We start from the raw sequence: 4,536 nt of genomic DNA, 5'->3' as shown, positions 1-4,536 counted from the left end.
CGGCCCCCACAAATTAATACCGACAATTTTCTCCCACAAGGCTTTGTCTGTTTGCAGAAAATTCCCGACCTGATCCCAGCCCGCGTTGTTGACAAGAATATCAGTCTGACCATGAGCCTTTTCAAAGGCGGCAACCGCATTAATAACAGCCTGCTGGTCTGATATATCCACAGCATAGGCTTTGGCGTTCTTGCCGATTTTTTTCGCCACCTTGCTGGCCGCATCAAGGTTCAGATCAAACACCCCGACGGTCACGTCTTCTTCAGCCAAGCGGGCACAAATAGCACTCCCCAGACCGCCACCGCCGCCTGTGACGATTGCCGTTTTACCTGTTAAGCCCTTCATTGATTTTCTCCCAGTTTTTCTCTCGCAATTATCATTTTCATTATCTGCGCGGTTCCATCCCCGATCTGCAATCCAAGAACATCCCGCAATCTCTGCTCGAACAGAAAGTCTTTTCCGTACCCGCCATGCCCATGCAACAACAAGCATTGATGAACGATCTCAAAGGCCAGCTTTGGCGGCCACCATTTGCACATAGCGGCTTCTTTGGTATGGGGCAGCCCCTGATCCTTCAGCCACAGCGTTTTCTGACAAAGAAGGCGGGCCGCATCGAGATAGGTCTGCGCTTCCGCCAAGGGGAAGGTTACGCCCTGATTGACACTAATTGGCTTTCCAAAAGCTTCTCTTTGCTGAACATAGGACCAGGTTTCCTCAAGCGACTGTGACGCCACTGCCAGACACTGCAATCCGATTAGCGCGCGACTGAAATCAAACCCTTCCATAACCTGCGAGAAAGCTTTGTTCTCCTCTCCCAATTGATGGTCCGCGGGAACAAAACAATCGTCAAAGAAAATTGAACCGCGCCCAATACATCGCTGCCCCAGATCGTCAAACCGACCCACCTCGATACCATCCCAATTCATTTCCACCAAAAATGCGCTGACACCACGGGCGCGACTGTCAGTGGCCCCTGTCCGGGCAAACACAATCATGATGTCTGCCTGATCGGCCATGGAAATCGAGGTTTTCTCTCCGTTTAAAAAGAAGCCGCCCTCTGTCTTGCGGGCCTTAAGCTGAAGATTGGCCGCATCGGAACCGCCCCCCGGTTCGGTCAGGGCCACCCCCAGAATGGCGTCACCGGCACAGATCCGCGGGATCCACTTTTGAGCCAGTTCTGATGACGCATAGCCTGCAAGAATCTGACTGTTCAGCGATCCCAGTAATTGAACATAGGCCATGTTGAAATCATTGACTGCAATGGCTTCGATGATAAGGCCTGTTGTCAGATGATCGACGCCGGAGCCACCCAGCTCTTCGGGTTGTTCTGACGCAATCAACCCCAATGCGCCCATTTTCCGGGTCAGGTCTCTAGAAAACTGTCCCGACTTGTCACGCGCTTGGTAACCGGGAGCAACTTCGTTCACTGAGAATTGCCGAGCAGCGTCCAGAATTGATTGCTGATCTTCACTTAATGAAAAATCCATGGGTGTTCTCCACCTTTTATTTGATGCCCTAAGTGTTGTTTGAAAAGTTATTTATGTCAATATATTGATTGTTTTAAGTTTATAACACGTTATTCTGTCTCACTATGGTAGATGAATTAAGCAATAAGTTGTTCTTTCGCTTATATCAAACAGCGAACATGTTGAACAAAGTGGGAAGTCGGGCGCTTGAGTCGGAACAGATCACCACGCAGCAATGGTCAATTATCGGCGCCTTATCCCGAGAGACGGTTTGTTCGGGCATGACCGTCTCAGAACTGTGTGATTATCTGATGGTCAGCCGGCAGAATATGACCGGCTTATTGAGCCGTCTGGAAGAACGTCAACTCCTGACCCGAACCATCGACCCTTCGGATAACAGGTCCCGGCGCATCAGCCTGACGAACAAGGGAAAGGAGTTGTGGGATGTTATAAAGCCGCTTATCAATGACTTCTACGACCACTCCCTGCAAGGGATGTCCTTTGACGACCGTATCGCCTGCGTTCACTATATGAACAAACTTCTGCAAAACATGAAGCGCCTGGATAAGGAACAGAACACCTAACATCTACGAAAGATGGTGTTCTTTCATTTTTTTAGACAGTGATTGAAGGTCCGCATTGGACAAAGTGTCCTGAGCATAAGAGATCAAAGTCTCACTTTCCCATTTTGCGTGTCGCGCCACACCTTCCAACAGGGTTGTTAAATTCAACTCCAGCCGTAGTGGGTTTACAAGTATATGACCCTTGCAAAGGGGCTTCAGGTCGGCCAAAACAAATTCGATCAAATCAATATCAAATTTGTGCTCTCTACTGGCAAACTCGATATCCTTTTGTAATTCCCGCCCGCCAGCCGATTGAAGCAGGCGCGGGAAAAGCTCCTGCTGCTCATCTTTAATAAGAAGGGGAAGCTGACTGGTCAGGAACATGTAAAGCCGAGCGGCTAATTCCTGCCCTTGCGGGGAACACATGGTCTCTAATATATCGGGTCTCAGAAAATAGTGGCAGATGTCGATATGTCGCTTATGCTCCTGCTGTAAGTAAGTAAGCGGAAATTCCAGTTCCTCAACGGGTAAGGGCTGGCATACATCCCTTAAAGGCTGACTTATCGGCACCATTTCTCCCTCCCCTGCAGCGGTCTGGTTACCAGAATTGCCCTATATGAGAGAAACGTACATTGACTTCAGTCAAGTCCGGGCTTTTATTTCATATCAATCGCTGACAGCAATAATCCCATTGAGCAACGCCTGAAAGTCAATCGATCTCGTCTTGTTTGGCCAGCAGAATATCAGTGGCGTTTTTCAGATCCTGATCGTCTTCCAAAGCATCCAGCAGATTTTGGCGCACCTGCACTAACGCATCCATGGCCTGCTGAGCCATGTCATCAGACATCCCGGCAAAGGCCAGCTTGTTTACCTTGACACCGCAAGCAGCCAGTATCCGACCAATTGGAATTGCCGCCTCTTTTAACAGCACCCGTTTAACGCGGCGGTCTTCCGCATCCACACAGCGTTCCACCAACCCTCGTGCTTCCAAGCGTTCGACCAACCCACCAACGGTAACCGTTCCAACCCCCATTCGCCGGGCAATTTCGTTTTGAGGCAGATTATCTTCAACAAACAATTGCGCCAGAACCCAGGCCTGAGACGTAGTCAGCCCATGGGGGGACATTAAGCGGTCAAATAGCCGGGCGCGGAACCGTGCGATATCGCTAAAAACAAACCCTGCTCTGTGATCTTTGTAATCCATGCCGTGTCCTTATTACGCATTTACGCCTTCTTACCTATTCCGCACATCCCCGAAAACAAGTGAAGCGAAACCTGACCGACAAATAATAAGCTTGCTTATTAATTTTTCGGCCGCTAATTTATCACCACTTCATTCACCTTTACGCGCCCCAAAATAAAAATGAACAGGGCAAGTAGCCAAGCGTGAATCTCAGAAGTGTTGACAGCTTTGCATCATTGTTTTTCTTTTGCAAACAACATCCCCCTGAGACAAGCTGGTTCTGAGGAATGAATATTTTTACAGGTCAAGATTGGCAAGAAAAATAAAAAAGACTTTTGATGGTAAGGAGAAAGATGTGGCAGCCGGAATATTAGCCTACGGCGGGTATATCCCCAAAAGCCGACTACAGCGGAGCGAGATTTTCAAAGCCCATGCATGGGTCAACCCGGGTTTGAAAGGACTTTCAAAAGGGGAACGATCTTCTGCCAACTGGGATGAAGACAGCATTACAATGGCTGTTGAGGCTGGACGAGACTGCCTGACGGATTTGGACAGGAACAATCTATCCGCTGTTTATCTTGCCTCCACAACATTCCCCTTTATGGATCGGCAGAACGCTGGCGTTGTTGCCGACGCCCTTAACTTGAAAACCAACCTGCAGACACTGGACTTCGCGTCCTCTCAACGGGCCGGAAGTTCTGCACTTTGCACCGCGCTAAAAGCGGCAAACGGAGCCGATGCCCCAATATTGGTCACCGCCTCAGAAAAACGCCGGACCAAGGCAGCAAGCCCTTTGGAATTTACATCCGGTGATGGAGCCGCCGCCTTGTTGGTTGGCGAAGGGAATGTAATTGCAACCTGCCTTGGCCAACACTCAGAGGCCGTTGATTTCGTCGACCATTTCCGCGGCGAAGATGAAAGCTTTGATTATAACTGGGAAGAACGCTGGGTCCGGGACGAGGGATATTTCAAGATTGTCCCTACCGCAATCAGCGGCGTTCTGGAAAAATCGGGCGTTCGCGCTCAGGACATCACAACCTTTTGCTTTCCTGCCGCCGCTCGGAACGTCTCCGCCGGAGTTGCAAAGAAAGTTGGCATTGCCCCTGAGTGTGTTGCCGACAACCTGCAGGCCAACTGCGGTGAAACAGGAACAGCCCATGCCCTCGTGATGTTGGTCAAGGCGCTGGAAACAGCAAAGCCGGGTGATAAAATTCTTGTCGCCAGCTTTGGTCAGGGAAGTGACGCCCTCATATTTGAGGTAACCGACGCCATTTTGTCCTTGCCTGCCCGTAGCGGTATAACTGGATCACTGGCGCGCAGAAAA

The 4,536-nt window shown here is 50.0% G+C and carries 6 protein-coding genes; 2 read left to right on the top strand and 4 right to left on the bottom strand.

The genetic code is table 11. The features are described from left to right. A partial coding sequence (locus tag ACJAYR_RS17900) for an SDR family NAD(P)-dependent oxidoreductase (RefSeq protein ID WP_415237867.1) occupies nt 1-345 on the bottom strand: 345 nt, incomplete at its 3' end. Beyond that, nucleotides 342-1,487, bottom strand: a complete 1,146-nt coding sequence (aliB, locus tag ACJAYR_RS17895; protein WP_415237866.1) for a cyclohexanecarboxyl-CoA dehydrogenase — start codon at nt 1,485-1,487, stop codon at nt 342-344. The genes aliB and ACJAYR_RS17900, both read right to left, overlap by 4 nt. A 104-nt stretch (nt 1,488-1,591) precedes the next feature. On the opposite strand from aliB, the gene ACJAYR_RS17890 reads away from it, so the two are divergent. Next, nucleotides 1,592-2,050 (top strand): MarR family winged helix-turn-helix transcriptional regulator, encoded by a 459-nt coding sequence (locus tag ACJAYR_RS17890; RefSeq protein ID WP_415237865.1) that lies wholly within the window; start codon nt 1,592-1,594, stop codon nt 2,048-2,050. 3 nt (nt 2,051-2,053) lie between these two features. Here ACJAYR_RS17890 and ACJAYR_RS17885 read toward each other — a convergent pair whose 3' ends face one another. Together ACJAYR_RS17885 and ACJAYR_RS17880 are read right to left on the bottom strand one after the other, a co-directional pair. Further along, complete coding sequence (locus ACJAYR_RS17885) at nt 2,054-2,602, bottom strand: hypothetical protein (RefSeq protein ID WP_415237864.1); 549 nt, start codon at nt 2,600-2,602, stop codon at nt 2,054-2,056. Nucleotides 2,603-2,738: 136 nt separating this feature from the next. Beyond that, nucleotides 2,739-3,233 carry a MarR family winged helix-turn-helix transcriptional regulator gene (locus tag ACJAYR_RS17880; RefSeq protein WP_415237863.1) on the bottom strand — a complete coding sequence of 165 codons (495 nt, stop codon included), beginning with the start codon at nt 3,231-3,233 and terminating at the stop codon, nt 2,739-2,741. A 334-nt stretch (nt 3,234-3,567) separates the two neighbouring features. On the opposite strand from ACJAYR_RS17880, the gene ACJAYR_RS17875 reads away from it, so the two are divergent. Next, nucleotides 3,568-4,536, top strand: a 969-nt coding sequence (locus ACJAYR_RS17875) for a hydroxymethylglutaryl-CoA synthase family protein (RefSeq protein WP_415237862.1), incomplete at its 3' end; no start/stop codon positions are given.

The sequence above is a fragment of the Sneathiella sp. genome (assembly GCF_047631475.1).
In the GTDB taxonomy this organism is placed as follows: domain Bacteria; phylum Pseudomonadota; class Alphaproteobacteria; order Sneathiellales; family Sneathiellaceae; genus Sneathiella.
The sequence above is the reverse complement of the archived record's forward strand: the minus strand, read 5'-3'. Positions and strand labels throughout refer to the sequence as shown.